The sequence below is a fragment of the Sulfurimonas sp. C5 genome (genome assembly GCF_029872055.1).
Classification (GTDB): domain Bacteria; phylum Campylobacterota; class Campylobacteria; order Campylobacterales; family Sulfurimonadaceae; genus Sulfurimonas.
The window spans coordinates 634,372-654,209 of the sequence record NZ_JARXNQ010000001.1 but is presented as its reverse complement, the minus strand read 5'-3'; the positions used below and the strand labels follow the sequence as shown (position 1 = coordinate 654,209).

The window sequence follows — 19,838 nt, the reverse complement described above, 5'->3', positions numbered from 1 at the left end:
ATTTAAATAGAAGTGGATTTAACCCTATGATGCTGATTACAAAAGGGTATTACGTGGTTTTTGTTTACTATTTTTGGTATCTTTACTTGAATAAAACGTTCATATCAAGTTTTGACAAAAATATATTTAAATTTATGACGGTTGTACTTTCTATAACATGGTGTATATATTTAATTGATGTAAATATGTCGACATATGGACGACTATTTCAATATTTTAACTTTTTTTATATTTTTCCATTATATTATATAATCGAGAGGGAATTTATCGAGAAAAATTATAAAAATTTGGTTTTTATAGTAGCGGCAATTATATTACCATTTTTTTTAAAAATTCTTGTTTTTCCTGTTAGAGAATATTCTTATAATTCTATGTTTATGCTTTAAAAAAAAGGGACGGGATGCATTATAATAATTTTGATTTTTTAAGAATTTTAGCTGCTGTGAGTGTATTGTTTTTTCATACTATTGATCGTTTACAGATAGAAGTCTACAATTACATTTTTGATTTTTTCAAGTTGATACCAGGTGTTCCAATTTTCTTTTTTATTAGTGGTTTTCTAATTAGTTTATCTTATTCAAGGTCTACCTCTTTTATGAATTATATTAAAAAAAGAATATTAAGAATTTATCCGGCTTTACTTGTATGTTTGATCTTATCAGTATTGTCTCTTTTTATTGTTGGGTATTTAGATTCAAAAATTTTTTTTGAATCTAAATTTTGGATGTGGATATTTGCACAGAGTACTTTTGTTCAATTTTATAATCCAGATTTTTTAAGAAGTTTTGGTGTTGGTGTATTAAATGGAAGTTTATGGACTATTTCTGTTGAATTGCAATTTTATATTCTTATTCCAATAGTATATTTTTTTATAAACAAAGATATAAAAAAGAAGAATTTATATTTACTTGTGCTCATACTGTTTTTTAGTCTTGTAAATTTGATATTTTCTAATCTAAAGGTTGGAACTTTTAATGAACAAACATTGATAATGAAGTTAATGTTTGTAAGTTTTATACCATGGTTTTATATGTTTTTACTCGGAGTATTATTTCAAGAGAATAAAGATAGATTACATTTCTTGATCAATGCACAATGGTATACTAAACTTTTGATAGTTTCTATGTGTTTATTATTATATAAATTATTTGGGATGAATCCAATTACATTTGTTTTACTTTGTATAGTTATTGTCATTTTGGTGTTTAGTTTTAAAAGGTTTAGTTCTCTAATCTTTAAAGGAAATGATTATTCTTATGGGATTTATATTTATCACGCTGTTATAATTAATTTCTTTGTTTATTTTCATTTAGTAAAGGAGTTGAAATATTTCTTTTTTGTATACCTCCTTACATTTGTTTTTGCCTTTTTATCTTGGCATTTTATTGAAAAACCTTTTTTAAAATTAAAGTAGATAGTATGAAAATATCAATAATAACTGTTGTTTGGAATAATGCATCCACTATAAAAGATGCTATAGACTCAGTGCTTAGTCAAACGTATAATAATATAGAATATATTATCGTAGATGGATTAAGTACAGATGGTACAGTTGAAATAGTGAAAAGCTATGGAGATAAGATAACAAAGCTTATAAGTGAAGAAGATAATGGACTTTATGATGCTATGAATAAAGGTATTAAGCTTGCCACTGGAGATATAGTGGGAATTCTAAATAGTGATGACTTTTATATAAATGAGTTTGTGATAGAAAAGATTGTCAAGGAGTTTGAGGAAAAGCAAGTAGATAGTGTATATGCTGATTTAGTTTTTGTGAAACCTGAAAACTTAGAAAAAGTACTGAGGTATTATGATAGTAGTAAATGTATGCCAAGTAAATTTCAATATGCTCTTTATCCAGCTCATCCTACTTTTTTTGTAAAAAAATGGGTTTATGATAAATATGGAGTATTTAAAACTGATTATAAAATTGGAGCTGATTTTGATATTATGGCCAGATTCTTATTTACAGAGAAGATTAGCTACAGTTATATTAAAGAACCACTTATTAAAATGAGAGTTGGTGGAGTGAGTACATCATTTAGTAGTATTTTGATAAATAGTATGGAACAGCTAAGGGTTTGTAAAGAGAATGGTATTAAAACGAATATATTTAAAATATTTATGAAATATCCTATAAAACTATTGGGAATGATAATAAAATGAAAATATTGGTTACAGGAAGTAAAGGTTATTTAGGAAGTAGTTTTATAAATCAATATAAAGGTGTATATTTCTTTAAAAATTTTTCACTTTTAAATAAAAAGTTAGATGATATTGACTTGAATGGTATAGATGTGATTTTACATTGTGCTGCACTTGTACATCAAAAAGTAGAATATTCTTATGAAAAATATTATGAAATAAATGTAGCATATCCAGTAAAACTAGCAGAGTTGGCAAAGCAAAGAGGTGTAAGACATTTTATATTTATAAGTACGATAGCAGTTTATGGAGAAGAAGCTCAATTAATAACAGAAAATACTTTATGTAATCCAGTGACAAACTATGGAAAGAGTAAACTGGAAGCAGAAAAACAGTTATTTGCATTAGAAAACCATGAATTTAAAGTGAGTGTTATAAGAGCTCCAATGGTTTATGGGAAAAATGCACCTGGAAATATAGAAAGCTTAGTAAGGATTGTAAAACAGTTTTCAGTTCTTCCCCTTGGAAAAATTCAAAATAAAAGAAGTTTTGTATATGTAGGTAATCTTTGTTACTTGATTAATGAGGTTATTAGACAAGAAAAAACCGGTTTATTTCTAGCAAGTGATGATGAACCTATAAGTACCACACGATTAATTGAATTAATTGAAAAATATTTATATAAAAAAGTGTATCTTATCAAGATACCATTTTTTGAAACAATTATACAATTACTCAAACCCTCATTCCATAAACGACTTTATGGTAACTTGGAAATTAATAACTTTTTAACAAGACAAAAGTTAAATCTAAAAAATCCATATAGTGTAGAAGATGGTATTAAGCTTATGATTCAAGGGGAGTAGCTGTGGTGTATTTAGTATTATTTCTTTTCTCTTTTTTTCTAACATATTTTATAAAAAAATATGCAATTAAAAAATCTTTTGTGGCTCAGGTCAATGAAAGAAGCTCTCATACAATCCCGACACCTCATGGTGGTGGTATTGCTATCGCAACAACATGGTTTAGTGGATTATTTTATTTGTTCATGACAAATCAAATAGATATACAACTGTTCTATGCTCTTTTAGCAGGGGCTTTAATCTCTATTGTCAGTTTTCTTGATGACATATATGAATTAAGTCCTAAATTGAGGTTGTTAATTCAAAGTTTAGTAGCATTAACAGGTCTGTATTTTTTGGGAGGGTTAAATAGTATTCCTTTTGGTATAATTGAATTTTCAAATATTGTTATTACCTCTACTTTTTCGTTTTTATTGATTTTGTGGTTTATAAACTTAACAAATTTTATTGACGGAATAAATGGTTATGTTGGTAGTGAATTTGTTTTTTTAGGTATAGCAGGTTTAGTTCTTTTTCACGAAAGTTTATTTGGTATTTTAGTGGTAGCCGTTTTAGGTTTTTTGTTTTGGAACTATAACAAAGCGAAGATTTTTATGGGAGATGTTGGAAGTACACTCTTAGGCTATAATGTAGCTATCTTTACAATTTATTATGCCAATCAAGAAGCTGTTAATTTATGGGTTTGGATTACACTTTTTGGATTGTTTTGGTTTGATGCTACTTATACACTTATAAGAAGAAAATTAAATGGTGAAAAGTTAAGTCAGGCACATAAAAAGCATGCTTATCAAAGATTGACACAAGCAGGTTGGAGCCATTTTGAGGTGACAAATTATGCAATAGCATTAAACCTATTGATTTTAGTATTGATCTATTTTATACCAAATATTGCTATAAGCTTTGTCAGTACAATCGTTTTATTATTTATAAGTATGAAGTTCGTTGATGCAAAAAAGCCTTTTGAATAATTGTTTTGGTAGAATAAGCAAATGATTTTAGATAAACGAATACTTAATATATTAGTCATTATATTTCTTACAACAATTACATTTCTTTGGACTTTTTTTATATTCCATCAAACAGTAAACTGGCAAATTATAGCCGTAGTAATCTTTTTTAGATTATTTGCTTCCTTTACAATCTATAAAGACTACTCTCTTTCTTGGTCTAAAGCTACCCAAAAAACTTTTTTACTTAAAACTGTTGTAGTTATAGTGCCACTTGTAATTTATATACCTATTTTTCATGGTGAAGTACGTATGTCATTTATGTTGAGTGAAGCAATGACATATCTGGCTTCAATTAGTTTTTTAATGTATATGTATTATTTTTTCATTAATCAAAGCCGTATTTCAAAAACAAAAACAATGGTCATTTACGGTGCTGGTAAAGCAGGAATAAAAATAGAGGAAGAATTCAGAAATAGTGAATATAAAATTACTTATTTCTGTGATGATGATAAGGTTTTACAAGGTAGAAGTATAGACGGTATTCGTATTCTTTCCGGGGAAGAGTTAGAAACAAAATCTGAAGGGCGAAAGTACGATCTCTTAATTATCGCTATGCCAAGTGTCTCAAAAGATGTTATACAAAAAGTTTATAATCGTTTTCACAACTCTTTTCATGCAGTGAAAATTCTTCCTTCATTGAATGATATGTTAAACGGTGAAGCATTGTCTACACAGTTAAAAGATATTTCCGTTGAAGATCTTCTCGCAAGAGATCCTAAGGATTTAGATAAAAAAGCTATTGAAAAGTTTATAGTAAATAAAAAAGTACTGATTACAGGTGCAGGAGGAAGTATCGGAAGCGAAATAAGTAGACAGTGTGCTTTTTTTGGTGCTAAGGAATTGGTTTTACTCGAACATAGTGAGTTTAATCTTTATCAAATAGCAGAAGAGTTGGCTGAATACAATCCAAAACTTGTTATGCAATCGGTTGTTAATAAAGATCTTTTGGATGCAACATTTGAGAAATATAAGCCAGAGATTGTGATCCATGCAGCAGCTTATAAACATGTACCTTTGGTAGAAGACAACATAGAAGAAGCAATTATTAATAATATCCTTGGAACTAAAAATGCGATCGATTGTGCGATCGAGCATAATGTTGAAAAGTTTGTTTTGATCTCTACCGATAAAGCAGTACGACCTACAAATGTGATGGGGACGACAAAAAGAATTTGTGAACTTTATGCTCAAAATATTGCTAGCAATACAATGACAGAGATTGTGGCGGTAAGGTTTGGGAATGTTTTAGGAAGTAGTGGAAGTGTCATTCCAAAATTTAAATTACAAATAGAAAACGGCGGTCCAATTACAGTGACCCATCCAGACATTACAAGATATTTTATGCTTATACCTGAAGCATGTGAATTAGTATTGCAAGCTGCAAGTATAGGTAAAGGTGGGGAGATATTTATTCTTGATATGGGTGAACCGATTAAAATAGTTGATCTTGCAAAGAAAATGATAGAACTAAGTGGTCGAGATGATATAGAGATTGAATTTAGTGGACTGCGTCCCGGCGAAAAACTTTATGAGGAACTTTTAATCAGTGATAGTGATACAAAAACACAATATGAATCTATTACAGTTGCAGGTAGAACAGAGTATAATATTGAAAAGCTTTCTTCTGATATTAATGAGTTAGTTAATACAAAGAATAAATTGGCAAAATTAAAAGAGATTGTCCCAGAATTTAATCATCAAAATGGAAAATAATGACAGAACATTACTATAAACAAGAAGATACTCAAAAAATAGCAACTGAAGTTGATTTAAATGCTTTTGCATATTCACAAAAGTTTTCGTGGCTTTTTAGTGTATTTATCAAATTTGATTTAGAAGATAAAGTACAAGAAAAATATGAAGAGTTCTTAGATACAAAAGCATCTATTATACAAAGTATTGAACTTGATGAAGCTGCGAAATATGTTGGAAGTAGAGTAGTTGACGGTTGGACAGAACTTTACTTTTATGCAAGAGATTCAAAGGCACTGGGAAGTAAAGTTTCTTCAATTCTGACATCATTAGATTATCCGTATGAAGCAAATGTTGTTCGTGACAGTAAATGGGACTTTTATAATTATAATCTTTATCCAACAGAGCTTGAATCACATCATATTCAAAGCAGACATGTTTTAGAGATGCTTATAGATGAAGATGATGACCTTCATGTTTCTCGGCCTGTAGAACATTATGTATATTTTGATACTCCTACACAAAAAGAACGTTTTGTCCAAAATTTATCGCTAGATGGGTTTGAGTATAAAGATGAAATTGATTCGGAAGAGTTCCAAAACGGTATTGCACTTGTAAAAACACACGATCTTTTACCCGAAACGATTGATAAGGTTGTTGAAGAAGTATATGAGAGCTTACAAAAAGATCATGGTTATTATGAAGGCTGGAGTACGACTCTTGCCGCTGATATAGAAGAGTAATGGCTAAAAAAGAGAAAATTTTTGCTATCGCAGGAATGATTAATTACGTTGCGGTAGTATTTTTAAATGCATTTACTGACTTAGGGCACAAAATAATTATCCAAAACACTGTTTTTAAAGTATATGATGGTTCTACCCAGATTATGCTGACGGCTATTGTAAATGCATTGGTGCTCTTTCCTTTTATTTTAGTATTTTCTCCCGCAGGCTTTTTAGCCGATAAGTTTGCAAAAAGTTATATCATGCGTTATGCAGCTTTTGCAGCTATTATCTTAACAATGCTGATCACTTTTGCATATTATCAAGGCTGGTTTTTAGTAGCCTTTTCCTTAACGTTTTTACTTGCACTGCAAAGTGCTGTTTATTCTCCTGCAAAATACGGTTATATAAAAGAGTTGGTAGGTGAAAAGTTTATCAGTAGTGGAAATGCAGCTGTACAGGCTGCAACTACAGTTGCTATTTTAGGCGGGATAATTACTTATACTATTCTTTTTGAATCATATTATCAAGATAATCTAAAAACGCAAGGTGAGATACTTCAGGCAATTGCACCTCTGGGATGGTTTTTAATACTTGGTTCAACTATCCAGTTTTTACTTGCTTTAAAATTACCAAATACACAAGTTCAAGTAAGTGAGAGAAGCTTTGTGTTTAGGAGATATATTAAAGGTGCATATCTCTTTAAAAACCTCAAAGCAGTTACACGTAAAAAAGAGATCTTGGATGCTATTTTGGCACTTAGTTTTTTCTGGTCCATTTCTCAGGTTGTTTTAGCAATTTTCGGCGAATATGCAAAAAGCGAGATAGGTATTACAAATACTATTGTCATACAAGGTGTTATGGCACTAGCAGGAATCGGAATTGTACTTGGTTCTATTATCGCTTCAAAACTTTCCAAAGAGCATATCAATTTGGGAATAACAGGTATCGGTGCTATATTTTTAACACTTATTGTTTTTACAGTACCATTTGTAAAATCAATAGGACTGATTGCCGTAATGTTTACAGCCTTTGGAGTCTTCGCAGCATTTTTACTTGTACCGCTTAATGCTCAGATTCAACATCTGACTTCTAATGTACACCTTGGTGTAGTTCTTGCTGCTAACAATTTCGTACAAAACATATTTATGTTTGTATTTTTAATTATTACTACAATATTTGCATATTTTGGTATGAATGCTGAAGTATTATTTTATTGTATGGGGTTTGTCGGGGTATATCTGATATATATACTTTTCAAACAATATTTTGTGCCAATCTTTTGGACGATTATCAGTGGACTGTTTTTACTACGATATAAAATTAAAGTTCAAGGTTTAGAAAATGTTTCCAATGAACAAGCTGTATTATTGCTTGGAAATCATGTAAGCTGGCTGGATTGGGCTCTATTACAACTCTCTTTAAAACGTCATATTAATTTTATAATGGATAAGGATATATACTCTAACAGATTCCTCAAAGCAGGTTTAAAAAGAGGAAAGGTTATTCCTCTTTCACCAAAAGCATTTAAAGATACGTTCAAAGAGGCTTCTAAAAGACTAAAAGAGGGTAGAATTGTAGCTCTGTTTCCGGAAGGTTCAATTACAAATAATAGTGAAATAGCAAGTTTTCAAAAGGGATTTGAATTAATCGATACAGATTATAATGGTGTAATAGTACCGTTTTTTATTGATGGTATGTTTGGAAGTGTATTTGCTCGAAATAAAGAGCCAAACCAACATGAAAATTTATTTTCAAGACGTCAAATAACTCTTGTATTTGGTAACCCGATAGAACCTAATACAGAAGCGAACAAAGTAGAAACTATAGTAAAAAACATGAAGGAAAAATATGGAGCTAAATAAACCGAAACATAATCTTTTTAGAAATGGACGTTATGCTGTAGAAGGATTTATAGATATAGTTAAAACGGAAACATCATTTAAATGGCAGTTGCTGATGCTTTTTACAATGGGGATAATTGCATGGGTTTTACCGATAGATTTTTCTTATTCTGCAATACTTTTTACTGCTTTATTTATCCCCGTGGCATCTGAAGTCGCAAACTCTGCAATTGAACGTGTAGTAGACCTTGTCACGGTTGATTATCATATTATGGCAAAGAAAGCTAAAGATGCCGGAGCTACACTTGTACTACTTAGTTTGATTGTAACTGCAATGATCTGGATTTTTGTCTTACTGATTGCATTTAAAATGGTCTAAACTTAATATTTTGTGTGCTAAAATATAAGTATAAAATTTAGGAGAGAACTTTAATGAATACTACTTTGATTATCGGTGCCGGTGGTGTAGGAAGAGTTGTAGCACATAAATGTGCTATGAATGCTGATGTGTTTGGAAAAATCATCCTTGCAAGCCGTACCAAGTCAAAATGTGACGAGATCGCTGCAGAGATCAAAAATGTACAAATTGAGACAGCAAGTATAGATGCTGATAATACACAAGAACTTATAGAATTTATTAAGAGAGTGGGTGCAAGTATTGTAATCAATGTTGCATTGCCATATCAAGATTTAACTATTATGGATGCATGTATTGCAACAAATACACCATATTTAGATACTGCAAACTATGAACATCCGGATGAAGCAAAATTTGAGTACAAATTACAGTGGGCAAGAGACGAGAAGTTTAAAGAAGCAGGAATCATGGGACTTCTTGGCTCTGGTTTTGATCCAGGAGCTACAAACGTATTTTGTGCATATGCTCAAAAACACTATTTTGACGAGATCCATTACATTGATATTTTAGATTGTAATGCAGGTGATCACGGATATCCGTTTGCTACAAATTTCAATCCTGAAATCAATCTTCGTGAAGTAAGTGCAAAGGGACGTTATTGGGAAAATGGCGAGTGGATTGAAACTGAGCCTATGGAGATTATGCAGGTTTGGGATTATCCTGAAGTTGGTCCAAAAGATTCATATCTTCTTTATCATGAAGAGATGGAGTCACTTGTAAAACACATCAAAGGTCTTAAAAGAATTAGATTCTTTATGACATTTGGTCAAAGTTATCTCAAACACATGGAAGTATTGCAAAACGTTGGAATGCTTGGAATTGAACCGATTGAGCATCAAGGGCAAAAAATTATTCCAATAGAGTTTTTGAAAACTCTACTTCCGGATCCTGCAAGCCTTGGTCCTAGAACAAAAGGGAAAACCAACATCGGTATTGTAGCTGAAGGGATTAAAGACGGTAAAAAGAAAAAAATCTATATTTACCAGGTAAAAGATCACGAAGAATGCTATAAAGAGGTTCTCTCTCAAGGTGTTTCTTATACGACAGGAGTTCCTGCAATGATTGGTGCTAAACTCATGCTAAAAGGAATCTGGTCTGGTACTGGTGTCTTTAACATGGAGCAAATGGATCCGGATCCATTTATGGAAGAGATGAATACACAAGGACTACCTTGGCAAGTTAAAGAGCTAGAGGCGTAGTCGATGGATTTCAACACCATTATAGAAGGGATAGAAGAATTACCTCCTTTATCTGATACTGCGCAGGTAGTTGATAAACTTTATGCTAATGGTGCTGAAAACGTTAATATAATAAATCTTGTAAGAGCAATAGAATCGGATGCTTCTTTAACGGTTAATATCTTAAAGATGATTAATGCTCCTTACTATGGTTTTTCAAGAAAAATTGCCTCTGTATCACAAGCCGTTACTCTTTTTGGAACACAAATTATTTATGGTTTAGTGATTAAGTTTTGTATTGAAAGTTCATTAGTTGCAAACCTTCGCCCTTATGGTATTACAAGTTCACAGTTTAATGAAATATCTCATCTACAAAGTGCTTTGATGAATCAATGGTACTCTAAGATTGACCTTCGTCATGCACAGTTTTTAACACCGCTTGCATTAATTATGGAAACGGGAAAACTAGTAGTTTCTCGCGAAATTGTAAAAGCAGGTAAAATTAAAGAGTTTCAAGATGGTATGCGAAAAACAGAAGATCTAATAGAGTTTGAAAATGAGTTTTTCGGTACAAGTTCTTACTTTGTAACGGGAACACTGTTTGATTATTGGAATTTAGAACCAATTTATGCAGATATTTTAAAAGATTTAGACTTTATCCCTCAAGATACATCCCCTCAAATGGAACATTATATAAAATCATTGGATATTGTAAGAACAGCAATTAATGTAAAAAATGTATTAACACAAGACTCTATAGCACATGCTTGTGAACTAATTGAAGATATAGGTTTTGATCCAGATGATTTTATACATGTAACAAGCAGATTAAAACAAAAAATAAAGAATTAATAATAAGGTTTCAAGTTGATTAATATTCCTACACCAGCTTATATTTGTGAAGAAGCATTGTTAGAAAAAAATTTAGAGCTTTTAGATTATGTTCAAAAAGAGAGTGGTGCAAAAATAATTTTGGCACTTAAAGGTTTTGCTATGTGGTCAACTTTTGACATCGTTGCAAAATATTTAGGTGGTTGTACGGCAAGTGGTTTGCATGAAGCGAAGCTTGCGCGTGAAGAGTTCTGTAAGCATAATGCCAATGCAGAAGTACATACATATTCACCTGCTTTTAAAAATGAAGATATTGAAGAGATCGCAAAAATTTCTGATCACATTGTTTTTAATTCTCCAAACCAAATTAAAAGATTTATTTTAAAAGTCAAAGAGATTAATCCAAAAATAGAAGTTTCTCTAAGGCTTAATCCAGAAGTTTCATCTTCGCCTGTAGATATTTATAACCCTTGTGGTTTGTACTCAAGACTGGGTACAACACTTAAGAATTTTGATGAAAGTGTATTGGAACACATTGATGGGCTTAATTTTCATGCACTTTGTGAACAAGATGCCGATGCACTAGAAGAAGTTCTAAATTCTTTTGATGAAAAGTTTGGCAAATATCTTAAAAATCTAAAGTATGTCAATTTTGGTGGCGGGCATCATATTACTAGAAAAGACTATGATGTCGAAAAACTTATTTGCTTAATCAAAGAATTTAAGAAAAAATATGATGGTATAGATGTTTATTTAGAACCGGGTGAAGCAGTAGGTTGGCAAACAGGTTATTTAGTTTCTAGCGTATTAGATACATTTCATAACGGTATGGATCTTGCAATTTTAGATACATCTGCTGAAGCACATATGCCTGACACTTTAGCAATGCCGTATCGTGCAGATGTTAGAGGAAGCGGTGAAGCAGGTGAAAAAGCTCATACTTACAGACTTGGCGGAAATACTTGTTTAGCAGGAGATATTATGGGAGATTACTCTTTTGATAAACCTCTGCAAGTTGGAGATCAAATTATTTTTGAAGATCAAATCCATTATACGTTTGTAAAAAATACAACTTTTAACGGGATCAAATTACCTAGCTTAGCAATTCAGAGAAAAGATGGTAAAATAGATATTATTAAAGAGTTTGGTTATGAAGATTACAAGGGACGTTTGTCATAATAATGACTGTATAGTATGAATAAAATAAAAAATATTTGGCATCTTTTTTATATATTATTTTCTTTTATTAGCATTGTATTTATATACATTGCATATTTAAGCTATAGCTCTATTTTTGAAAATAATAAGACACTTACATCTTCATACAATAAAATTCTCTACAATACTTTAGATACAACGCTGAGTCAAAATGAGGTTCTGCTCGATACTTTGGCTCAAGAGTTGTTAGATTCTGATTTATACACAAATAAAGAAAAAGCAAAACGTTTACTTCAAAAAGCTTTAGTGAATTCGAAGTATGTAATAGGTTTTGGTTTAACAGATGTAAAAGGGAATTTGTTAGTTACCAGTGCAAATATTGATACTACCAAAGTTCATAACATTTTAATCAACGAAGAAGTTAAAACAACATTTGAAGAGGCACTTAAAAGCAGACAAATGGTAGTTGGACGTACATACTTCTTTTCTCCGTTAAATAGATGGATCATCCCAGTTCGAAAAGCTATTCGTGACAAAGAAGGCAATGTAGTAGCTGTTATGGCAGCAGGACTTGTTAATAGTAAGGAACATAATATTTTCAGCGGTATAGAACTGTATGACGATAGAACTATCAGTTTATTACATGATCTTGACCAACATAAAAAACTTTATCAACTATACTTCAGCCAAGCTTCGGAGACAAACTACAATCAAATTTATAATACTCCTTTAGATAAAAAAACTTATCAAAGTTTTATGGATAATCTCCAAGAAGAATTTAAAATTTTAAGCCTTGATGCAATTAGAGATGGAAATATATACTACACTTCCACAAAAGTACAAGATCAGAGAAAAATTATTTTTCTAGCGGTTTCGTATAATCAAAAGTACAAAATATGGGTAGTTGTTTCACAAAAACAATCATTTTTATACAATCAAGTTCTTGACAGCTTTTTCTATATTTTTATTCTTTATCTTTTTATTGTATTGATGTTCTATTTCTTGTTTAAAACTATCGATAGAAAAGAGAAAGAAAAAGAAGCAGAATTGGTGTATAAAGCCAATCATGATAGTTTGACAGGCTACTATAACAGAGATTACCTTGGCAATGATCCTACCTTGATCGAATCTTTGAAACAAAAAGATTTTGAAGTTATATTTTTCGATATCGACAATTTTAAAAATATCAATGACCGTTTTGGACATCATATAGGCGATAAGGTTCTCATAGGAATTTCAACGAGGTTAAGTGAATTTTTTCACAAGGATGATATTATAATCCGTCACGGTGGGGATGAGTTTATTATATTAAGCTTTTCACCGGTCAATCTCAATAAACTTATTGAGCTTATCTCTACACCATGTATTGTAGATGATTTGGAATTTAGACTCGGTGTAAGTATAGGTGTTTCAAGATATCCGCAAGATTCTATTAATTTAGATGAACTTTTAAGTATGGCAGATATCGCTATGCATGAAGCGAAAAAAGTTAGAAACTCATATAAATACTTTGATCAAGAAATGTATAGAAAATCTATTGAACATTCAGACATTGAACATCAACTGCGCCATGCTCTAGACAATGAAGAGTTTTACATGGTATATCAACCGCAGATATCACGTTATATGGATATATACGGTGTCGAGGCATTAATAAGATGGGAAAATAAAAAGCTTGGTTTTATCCCGCCTGATAAATTTATCGGTATTGCCGAAGATAATGGAATGATTTTAAAAATTGGTGAATGGATCTTACGCCAATCATTAAATGATATTAAAGAGATATGGGAGCTTACAGGTTTAAAATTTCATCTTTCTTTAAATATATCGGTAATCCAGTTTATGGAAAAAGGATTTTTAGAACAGTTATTGGAGCTGATTTCTGAAATAGGATTAGATAAGACATATATAACATTGGAAATAACTGAGAGCTTGGCAATTGAAGAATTTAACTATGTTATTCCTTTACTGAATAAAGTCAGAGAAAACGGTATTGATATTTCACTTGATGATTTCGGTACTGGATATTCATCATTGTCAATTCTAAAAAAATTACCAATATCGGAACTAAAAATAGATAAACAGTTTGTTGATGATGTAGAAAAAGGGAATAAAAATGCTCTTATTAAATCGATTTTTTCTATTGGTAAAAACTTTTCCTTTAAAATAGTATGTGAAGGTACGGAAACAAAAGAACAGGTTGATATTTTAAAAGAGTACGGGTGTGATATTTTTCAGGGATATTATTTTTCAAAACCTTTACGAAAAAATGACTTAGTAGAGTTTATAAAGGAATTTAATGATTGAAGATAAAGCAAGATGGAATAAACGCCATATCGAAAAACCGATGCGTCATAATGTAGAACCTATTTTAGAAAAATACATTAATGAAGCAAATGTCGGTAAAGCACTTGATATAGCATGCGGAATAGGGCGAAATACACACTATATGCATGAAAAAGGCTTCGAAGTAGATGCTGTAGATATTAGTGATTATGCTCTCTCACAGGTAAAAGAGGATGCAAAGATTAATAAGATCGAAACAGACCTGGACACTTATAATATTGACATTGAAAGTTATGATTTAATTACAAACATCAACTTTTTAAGTAGACGTCTTCACCCTCAAATCAAAGATGCATTAAAAAGCGGCGGTATTTTGATTTATGAGACATTTATCATAGCGCACGGAGATTTTTCAAATCCTTCCAACCCTGAATTTTTGCTCAGAAAAAATGAGCTTCTACATGCGTTTATAGGATTGGATATTATTTATTACGAAGAGAAGGATGATATTAATTTACGTGGCGAAAATACAAGAGTTGCTTCACTTGTAGCCAGAAAGGCATAATCTTCTATACGCTTTTCTAAGCGTATCTTCTCCTTTTAATTTTTCTGCATAAATTGTAAAGAAATTGTAAACCCCTTGTCAAAACCCTCTTGACAAACTTCTCTTATACTTTTCATATCTCAAACAAGGATATGAAATATGAAAAAGCTATTACTCATTTCATTGATTGCGGCTGCATCACTTCAAGCCTTAGAGCTGAATCCTCAGATGCAAGAGTATATCGATAGTCTCAAAGTTCAAGCTAAACAGCAGGATCCAAACTTTAAAGGGTTTGACTATAAACGCGGTGAAAAGATATTTACCACTGAACATACCGGTAAGAAAGGCAAGCTGATCTCATGTGTATCATGTCATACTGCAGACCTTTCAAAAAATGGTCTTAATGAACATACAAATAAAATTATTGAGCCCTTATCTCCATATGCAAATCCACAAAGATTTACAAAAGTAAGAGAAGTAAAGAAATGGTTGCGAAGAAACTTTAATGATGTCTATAAAAGAGAGGGTACGGCATTAGAAAAAGGTGACGTAATCGTCTACATTATCAATAAAAAATAGAAGGATAGAGTATGAAAAAAGTCTTAATAGGTTCACTTCTTATAGCGGGAAGTCTGTTTGCAGGCAGTTATGCAAAAGTTGGTGTAGCACCTGTAAATAACGAGTTTTATAAAGTGGAATGTGCAAGCTGTCATTTTGCTTATCAGCCAGGATTACTTCCAGCTAAATCATGGCAGAAACTTATGGGTGGCTTGAATAATCATTTTGGTACCGATGCATCACTAGAAGCAGCAGATAATAAAAGGATACTGAAGTATTTAATTGATAATTCTGCTGAAAAGTTTACACAATATAAAAGAAGCAGAAAGATCAATGCAAGTATTAAAGAAAATGAAACACCTATTGCCGTGACAGAGACAAAATATTTTAAAAGAAAGCACAGAAAGATTCCTCAAAGATTGATAATTCAAAAAGAGGTTGGTTCATTATCTAACTGTATGGCGTGCCATACGAGTGCTGATAAAGGAGTATACAGTGAAAGAGCTATCAAAATACCTAATTACGGAAGATGGGAAGATGACTAAAAGTTATGTATGGAGTTTTTTTACAAGGCTCTTTCATATCTTTTTAGTTGTTACAGTAGCATTTTTATTTTTGTTCGCAGAGTTTGACAACTTACTCTCATATCATGTGATTATAGGTTATACGGTTGGAGTGTTATTTCTTTTTAGAATTATATGGGGATTTTTGGATGTAAAATATTCAAAGTTTCAAGACTTTAATTTTAATCTATATGATTTAAAAGAGTATATGTTTAATATATTCGGATCTAAAAAGGAATATATTGGCCATAACCCTGCATCTAGCTGGGCTATAGTGGCTATGATTACCCTAGGTATTCTTTCGGTTTTAAGTGGTGTATTTGTTTATGGTACGCAAGAAGGGATGGGGATATTCTCATTTTTAAACACTACTATTTTTAAAAAGATGGAGTTTTTTGAAGAGATACATGAGTTTTTCACAACTGCGTTTATGATAGTTATCTTTGCTCATATTGCAGGAGTGTTGCTTGAAAGAGTTCTTCACGGGCCAAAAACACTGGAATCGATGATAAACGGATATAAAGAGGTAGAGGCACAAAGTCTAAAACTGACTCTTTTTCAAAAGCTTTTTGGAGTATTCTGGATAGGAGGAAGCATCTTTTTTCTCATATATATGCTGAGTCATCCGACAAATATACTTATAGCGGATGCCAATAAGGCAGTCGATTATCAAAAAGAGCATCCGCTCTTTGAAAATGAGTGTAGAAGTTGTCATACTCTTTATCCACCTTATTTACTTCCAAAAGCTTCATGGGTAAAACTTATGGATAATCTGGAGAATCATTTTGGAGATGATGCTTCTTTAGAAGCAACAGATACAGTTTTTATAAAAGATTATTTAGTCAACAATGCAGCTGAGGACTCTACAAAAGAAGCCGCTTTTAAAATTTTAAAAAGCATGAAAGAGAAAGATACGATAGCAATTACCAAAACGTCCTATTGGAAAAGACGACATCAAGAGATAGATCAAGAGATTTTTGCAAGTGCCGAAGTAAAAGCGAAATCAAACTGTAAAGCATGCCACAACAACATCGAACAAGGTTTATTAAATGATAAAGATATTAAAATACCTGATATAGCAAAAGGATAGGTCATGAGATTTTTAGTCATATTTTTATTGATAGCTAAAATATATGCAGATGACCATGAGCTACATTCCAAACATCATATATATAAAGAGCTTTCCCATCTTGATTTGACAAAAGAGCAGCAGCACAGAGTAAAAAAAATATTAAAAATATATAGAAAAGAGCTAAAAGAGTACAAAGAACTGGAAGAGGATATAGAAGATAAAAGAAAAGATATCTTTTTACAGAAGAGTTTCGATTTGGAAAAAATCAACAGTTTAAATCAGCAGTTGGATAGAGAGGCGCATGGGATAGAAAATAGGTTCTTGCAAAAGATGCATTTTGTTTTAACGCCACAGCAAAGAAAAAAATTTGTACACTATTTTGATGACTGGGAAGTTGAATAATGCAAGAGATTTTGTTGATCGAAGATGACTTGGATATGCAAACACTTATAAGTGATTATCTTGAAAACTATGATTTTAAAGTAGATGCATTTGAAAACCCTAAAGATGCACTTTTACATTTTCAGCAGAACAAGCAAAAGTATGCCCTAATAGTTCTTGACCTCATGTTACCACAGATAGATGGTTTTGACGTATGTAAAAAGATTAGAGAGAACTCAGATATCCCCATCATTATATCTTCTGCACGAGGTGAGATGAGTGATAAGATACTTGGTTTTGATTTCGGTGCGGATGATTATCTGGCAAAACCGTATGAACCGCGTGAATTAGTACTTCGTATAAACTCCATACTTAGAAGAACCAATCAAAAAAACAAACAAATAGGTGATTTTGAAATAGATGAAGCCAAGATGGAAATAAAAGTTGAAGGACTGTTACTTGACTTGACAAAAATTGAGTATGATATATTGCATCTTTTCTTAGTCAACAGTGATAAAGTACTCTCACGAGAAACAATTTCCAATGCGGTAAGCGGGATAGAGTATAACTCAAAAGATAGAACAATCGATATGCATATAAGCAATATCAGACAGAAGATAGGCGATGATCCAAAAGACCCGAAATATATTAAGTCCGTATGGGGAATCGGATATAAGTTTATAGGGTAAAAGATGTCTATAATAACGAAAGTAATTATCCTTTTTTTTATTAGCTTCTCTTTAATGATCTTTGTTTCAAACGAAACAAATAAATTAACTCAAAATACGATCGAAACACTTTTAAAAGATAAGTATATACAAGTCTCTGACGAACTCTTTACATACCTTTCTAATAATGACATGAACAACTTAAAGAATAAACTCAAAGAGCTTGACTTTAAAGAGGTGTTAGACAAAGAGCATTATTTAAAAACTTCTAGCATTTTATATCAGTATAAAACAGAACTATCCAGTATTGAAATACTTCAACATGAGGATAATAGATATCTCTTATATATGACATATCTTGATGACGATCTTTTGGTAATGGACCAATCACAAGGGAAAATATTTAAAGATAAAGAGTTCTTAAACTATATGATTCTAGTCGATATTTTGATTTTAATCATACTTTCATTTGTGATACTAAAAATGATATATCCTTTAAAAGAACTCTCTGGAAGCATTAAAAAATTTGGTGAGGGTGATTACTCTATGAGAAGCAAGAAAGTTGGTTCTGATGAGATTGGAGAACTTTCAGATACGTTTAATGCAATGGCTATGAATATAGAAAACCTTATAACATCAAGACAAAGACTTCTTCGTGATATAGGGCATGAACTAAAAACTCCTATATCTAAGTCAAAACTTGCAGTTGAAATGGTAGAAGAGAGCAAATACAAAAAGATACTCAAAAAGGCACTTGATGAAATAGACCAGATGACAAGTGAACTTTTAGATATTGAAAAGTTAAACTCTAACCAGCAAAGACTCATTTTCAAATCATTCGATATGGAAACTTTGGTAGGGCTTGCCCTTTCAAAACTGTTTGTAGAAGATGAATCCAAAATCGATGTTGATATAGAGTCCAATTTCAGTGTTAATGCCGATTTAAACTATCTTTCAATTGCACTCAAAAATCTAATCGACAATGCTCTGAAATATGGCACAGAGAAACCTGTGCACATTATAGTAAAAGAGAAGTCAATAGTTGTCAAGAGCAAAGGAAAGCAGTTAGATAAGCCTTTAGAGTTTTACTGTGAGGATTTCACTCAGGGTGACAATTCGAGAAACCAGAAGGGTTATGGACTTGGACTAAGTCTTGTAAAGAGAATTTTGGATAAGCATAAATTTCAATTACTCTATTATTATGAGAAAGGATTTAACTTTTTTGCAATAGAGACAGGAGTTTAAAGCCCTTCTAAAAGTACGTTCCAAAGTCTTTCAACCTCTTTATCATTTAAAAAAAGGGAACTCTTGTTTTTGTAGAGCTCTTGAAGTCCTTTATTATTTATAGTCATTGTTTTATTACAATGAAAATGTGTAGGTAAAAAAGCCCTTATAATAGAAGGGTTGTCATCAATCTTGTTCGCACATAAAAAACAGATTTGATCGTGGTGTAATCTTCCCTCATATTCCAAAAGTTTCATATAGAGTTCGATTGCTATACGTTTAGGGTTCTGTTTATCCCACTGTTTTGAAGCTTCTTCCAAAAGATCGAAATAAAATGGACTTAACTCTTCTGCTTCTTTTAGATGCTGGTTAAAAAGAATAATAAACTGCTGCCACAATCTTAGTTTATTTGGATTGTTAATCCATTTATATCCGATATGAATAACATCTTTGAGTCGTGATATAGTTGATTTGGCGGATTCTTCTTTTTCGTAATCTATTTTAAACCCTATATTGATAGTACCATGACGTGAACCATAGAACCTATAAAGGGTATCTAAGCTTGTTTTTGATATGATAGTAACTATTAAATCTTCCTCTTTAACACGATTGAGGTTGATAATAAAACCCTGCACTTAATGCTTCCTAACGATACAATTTTTAAAATTATACAAAAAATAT

Annotated in this window: 20 protein-coding genes; 19 read left to right on the top strand and 1 reads right to left on the bottom strand. The window is 31.5% G+C overall.

Going from position 1 to position 19,838, the window contains the following annotated elements; translation table 11 throughout:
• Nucleotides 1–400 precede the first annotated feature (400 nt).
• From P6N22_RS03180 to P6N22_RS03090, 19 genes are all read left to right on the top strand, one after another.
• Nucleotides 401–1,414 (top strand): acyltransferase, encoded by a 1,014-nt coding sequence (locus tag P6N22_RS03180; RefSeq protein ID WP_280330095.1) that lies wholly within the window; start codon nucleotides 401–403, stop codon nucleotides 1,412–1,414.
• 5 nt (nucleotides 1,415–1,419) lie between these two features.
• Nucleotides 1,420–2,166 carry a glycosyltransferase family 2 protein gene (locus P6N22_RS03175; protein ID WP_280330094.1) on the top strand — a complete coding sequence of 249 codons (747 nt, stop codon included), beginning with the start codon at nucleotides 1,420–1,422 and terminating at the stop codon, nucleotides 2,164–2,166.
• Nucleotides 2,163–3,011: an NAD-dependent epimerase/dehydratase family protein gene (locus tag P6N22_RS03170; RefSeq protein WP_280330092.1), complete on the top strand. Its 849-nt coding sequence runs from the start codon at nucleotides 2,163–2,165 to the stop codon at nucleotides 3,009–3,011. The genes P6N22_RS03175 and P6N22_RS03170 overlap by 4 nt, the downstream gene beginning before the upstream one ends.
• Nucleotides 3,012–3,013: 2 nt before the next feature.
• Complete coding sequence (locus P6N22_RS03165; RefSeq protein WP_280330090.1) at nucleotides 3,014–3,976, top strand: glycosyltransferase family 4 protein; 963 nt, start codon at nucleotides 3,014–3,016, stop codon at nucleotides 3,974–3,976.
• Nucleotides 3,977–3,997: 21 nt separating this feature from the next.
• Complete coding sequence (locus tag P6N22_RS03160) at nucleotides 3,998–5,731, top strand: nucleoside-diphosphate sugar epimerase/dehydratase (RefSeq protein ID WP_280330089.1); 1,734 nt, start codon at nucleotides 3,998–4,000, stop codon at nucleotides 5,729–5,731.
• Nucleotides 5,731–6,453 carry a DUF695 domain-containing protein gene (locus P6N22_RS03155; protein ID WP_280330088.1) on the top strand — a complete coding sequence of 241 codons (723 nt, stop codon included), beginning with the start codon at nucleotides 5,731–5,733 and terminating at the stop codon, nucleotides 6,451–6,453. The genes P6N22_RS03160 and P6N22_RS03155 overlap by 1 nt, the downstream gene beginning before the upstream one ends.
• A complete protein-coding gene (locus tag P6N22_RS03150; protein ID WP_280330087.1) occupies nucleotides 6,453–8,297 on the top strand; it encodes an MFS transporter in 1,845 nt (614 codons plus the stop codon). Before P6N22_RS03155 ends, P6N22_RS03150 begins: the two co-directional genes overlap by 1 nt.
• Nucleotides 8,284–8,655: a diacylglycerol kinase gene (locus P6N22_RS03145; RefSeq protein ID WP_280330086.1), complete on the top strand. Its 372-nt coding sequence runs from the start codon at nucleotides 8,284–8,286 to the stop codon at nucleotides 8,653–8,655. The genes P6N22_RS03150 and P6N22_RS03145 overlap by 14 nt, the downstream gene beginning before the upstream one ends.
• Nucleotides 8,656–8,708: 53 nt before the next feature.
• The gene (locus tag P6N22_RS03140; protein ID WP_280330085.1) at nucleotides 8,709–9,893 is read left to right on the top strand and encodes a saccharopine dehydrogenase family protein; all 1,185 of its coding nucleotides are present in this window, start codon (nucleotides 8,709–8,711) and stop codon (nucleotides 9,891–9,893) included.
• A gap of 3 nt (nucleotides 9,894–9,896) precedes the next feature.
• A complete protein-coding gene (locus P6N22_RS03135; protein ID WP_280330083.1) occupies nucleotides 9,897–10,724 on the top strand; it encodes an HDOD domain-containing protein in 828 nt (275 codons plus the stop codon).
• A 15-nt stretch (nucleotides 10,725–10,739) separates the two neighbouring features.
• Complete coding sequence (gene nspC / locus P6N22_RS03130) at nucleotides 10,740–11,882, top strand: carboxynorspermidine decarboxylase (protein ID WP_280330082.1); 1,143 nt, start codon at nucleotides 10,740–10,742, stop codon at nucleotides 11,880–11,882.
• Between the two features lie 15 nt (nucleotides 11,883–11,897).
• Nucleotides 11,898–14,168 carry an EAL domain-containing protein gene (locus P6N22_RS03125; RefSeq protein WP_280330080.1) on the top strand — a complete coding sequence of 757 codons (2,271 nt, stop codon included), beginning with the start codon at nucleotides 11,898–11,900 and terminating at the stop codon, nucleotides 14,166–14,168.
• Entirely contained in the window at nucleotides 14,161–14,712 is a 552-nt protein-coding gene (locus P6N22_RS03120; protein WP_280330078.1) for a methyltransferase domain-containing protein, read from the top strand. Before P6N22_RS03125 ends, P6N22_RS03120 begins: the two co-directional genes overlap by 8 nt.
• Before the next feature lie 138 nt (nucleotides 14,713–14,850).
• Nucleotides 14,851–15,270: a DUF1924 domain-containing protein gene (locus tag P6N22_RS03115; protein WP_280330076.1), complete on the top strand. Its 420-nt coding sequence runs from the start codon at nucleotides 14,851–14,853 to the stop codon at nucleotides 15,268–15,270.
• Nucleotides 15,271–15,281: 11 nt separating this feature from the next.
• Nucleotides 15,282–15,794 carry a diheme cytochrome c gene (locus P6N22_RS03110; RefSeq protein ID WP_280330074.1) on the top strand — a complete coding sequence of 171 codons (513 nt, stop codon included), beginning with the start codon at nucleotides 15,282–15,284 and terminating at the stop codon, nucleotides 15,792–15,794.
• Complete coding sequence (locus tag P6N22_RS03105; RefSeq protein ID WP_280330073.1) at nucleotides 15,745–16,902, top strand: cytochrome b/b6 domain-containing protein; 1,158 nt, start codon at nucleotides 15,745–15,747, stop codon at nucleotides 16,900–16,902. The genes P6N22_RS03110 and P6N22_RS03105 overlap by 50 nt, the downstream gene beginning before the upstream one ends.
• A gap of 3 nt (nucleotides 16,903–16,905) precedes the next feature.
• Nucleotides 16,906–17,286, top strand: coding sequence for a Spy/CpxP family protein refolding chaperone (locus P6N22_RS03100; RefSeq protein ID WP_280330071.1), 381 nt, complete (start codon nucleotides 16,906–16,908; stop codon nucleotides 17,284–17,286).
• Nucleotides 17,286–17,954 (top strand): response regulator transcription factor, encoded by a 669-nt coding sequence (locus P6N22_RS03095; RefSeq protein ID WP_280330069.1) that lies wholly within the window; start codon nucleotides 17,286–17,288, stop codon nucleotides 17,952–17,954. The genes P6N22_RS03100 and P6N22_RS03095 overlap by 1 nt, the downstream gene beginning before the upstream one ends.
• 3 nt (nucleotides 17,955–17,957) lie before the next feature.
• A complete protein-coding gene (locus P6N22_RS03090; RefSeq protein WP_280330067.1) occupies nucleotides 17,958–19,178 on the top strand; it encodes an ArsS family sensor histidine kinase in 1,221 nt (406 codons plus the stop codon).
• On the opposite strand, the gene recO is transcribed toward P6N22_RS03090, so the two are convergent.
• Nucleotides 19,175–19,792 (bottom strand): recombination protein RecO, encoded by a 618-nt coding sequence (recO, locus tag P6N22_RS03085; RefSeq protein ID WP_280330065.1) that lies wholly within the window; start codon nucleotides 19,790–19,792, stop codon nucleotides 19,175–19,177. The two genes, P6N22_RS03090 and recO, sit on opposite strands and share 4 nt — an antisense overlap.
• Nucleotides 19,793–19,838: the final 46 nt, after the last annotated feature.